This window comes from Neisseria sp. P0021.S005 (assembly GCF_051956955.1).
Map to the genome: position 1 here is coordinate 1 of NZ_JBQCWY010000880.1, position 565 is coordinate 565.

Genomic DNA, 565 nt, shown 5'->3' on the forward strand with positions numbered 1-565 from the left:
GAAAACCGTGAAGGCCGTCTGAAAAATGCGGAACGTATCGGTACGCTGTTCTCCGCCGGTTTGATTGTCGGCGAGAGCCTGATCGGTGTGATTATGGCGTTTATCATCGCCTTCTCCGTAACCAACGGCGGTTCGGATGCACCTTTGGCCCTGAATCTGGAAAACTGGGATACGGCCGCCAAATGGCTGGGCTTGGCGTTTTTTGTTTTCGGTATGTTCGTGTTTGCACGCCGCGTGTTGAAAGCAGGATGTTAAGTTTGTAGGTTGAGAAAAGGCCGTCTGAAAACTTTGGTTTCAGACGGCCTTTTTGTCTCTTAACGCTGGTTCAAACAATCGGCAATCGCTTTGGCAATTTTGGCACTGGCGCCTTGGTGTTGCGAAATGAATTGCTCGGTGTGGCTGATCAGCTGTTGGCGCAGCGTTTCATCGTCGAGATATTGGCGCGTGGTTCTGTACCAGGCTTCGGCGGTTTCGACGCGGACGGCGGCTTTGGCTTCGACTGCGCCTTTGCAGGCTTGGGCGAAGTTGTAGTTGGAGTAGCCGAAGAGGGTGGGGACGCGGCAGG

The 565-nt window shown here is 53.8% G+C and carries 2 pseudogenes; one reads left to right on the forward strand and one right to left on the reverse strand.

What is annotated here, in order from left to right:
• Nucleotides 1-255, forward strand: a pseudogene (locus tag ACTHUE_RS19935) (OPT family oligopeptide transporter); the annotation flags it as partial.
• A 59-nt stretch (nt 256-314) separates the two neighbouring features.
• Here the strand turns inward: ACTHUE_RS19935 and ACTHUE_RS19940 are convergent.
• Nucleotides 315-565, reverse strand: a pseudogene (locus tag ACTHUE_RS19940) (3-deoxy-D-manno-octulosonic acid transferase); the annotation flags it as partial.